The 942-nt window shown below is 42.7% G+C and carries 1 protein-coding gene, 1 tRNA gene and 2 rRNA genes; all 4 read left to right on the top strand.

What is annotated here, in order from left to right; all coding sequences use genetic code 11:
- A 23S ribosomal RNA gene (locus DPF93_RS20995) occupies positions 1-182 on the top strand; the annotation flags it as partial.
- Positions 183-267: 85 nt separating this feature from the next.
- Positions 268-383: ribosomal RNA gene (rrf, locus tag DPF93_RS21000) — 5S ribosomal RNA — on the top strand.
- Between the two features lie 86 nt (positions 384-469).
- A tRNA-Ser gene (locus DPF93_RS21005) sits at positions 470-560 on the top strand.
- Between the two features lie 85 nt (positions 561-645).
- Positions 646-942: helix-turn-helix domain-containing protein (locus DPF93_RS21010; protein WP_164675411.1), on the top strand; the 297-nt coding region annotated here is incomplete at its 3' end.

A 942-nucleotide genomic window follows, 5' to 3' on the forward strand; every position in this document is an offset into this window, starting at 1 on the left:
CTAAGTTCGGAATCGATAACCGCTGAAAGCATCTAAGCGGGAAGCGAGCCTTGAGATGAGTTCTCCCTGATACTTTAAGTATCCTAAAGGGTTGTCGGAGACTACGACGTTGATAGGTCAGGTGTGTAAGTGCTGTGAGGCATTGAGCTAACTGATACTAATTGCCCGTGAGGCTTAACCATACAACACCCAAGGGGTTTTGATTGGACTCAAATAGAACATTGAATGTGTAAGAACTGAAAACAGCTTTCCAGATTAAAGAATTTGCTTGGCGACCATAGCGATTTGGACCCACCTGATTCCATGCCGAACTCAGAAGTGAAACGAATTAGCGCCGATGGTAGTGTGGGGTTTCCCCATGTGAGAGTAGGACATCGCCAGGCTTTAAATAAAGCTTTCAGATTTAATCTGAGAGTAAAACTAGAATCTAGCATCATTAGTGTAAGACTATATTTTAGTAACAATTTGTGGAGAGATGGCTGAGTGGTTGAAAGCACCGGTCTTGAAAACCGGCATACGTTAATAGCGTATCTAGGGTTCAAATCCCTATCTCTCCGCCACATTGAAAAGCCCTGCTAGAAATAGCAGGGCTTTTTTACATTCTGTGTCCCGTCCTGAAATGTGTTTACACATTGAGGACGAATTATGACCACTTCAAATAAACTCTACATTAAGCGCACTCAGCGTGATTACACACTAGGCTTTAAATTGCAGGTCGTTGATGCCGTAGAAAAAGGCGAAATGACCTACAAGCAAGCACAAGCCATTTATGGTATCCAAGGTCGCTCAACTGTTTTAACTTGGCTGAGAAAGCACGGAAAAATGGATTGGACGCAAAACCCAAGGAAGAACGCCATGCATAAGACTACCAAACCTAATGAGTCTCCCGCTCAAAAAATTAAACGTCTTGAAAAAGAACTCGAAGATGAGCGAATAAGAAAT

Origin of the sequence: Vibrio rhodolitus (assembly GCF_003350325.1) — a bacterium.
Lineage (GTDB): Bacteria > Pseudomonadota > Gammaproteobacteria > Enterobacterales > Vibrionaceae > Vibrio > Vibrio rhodolitus.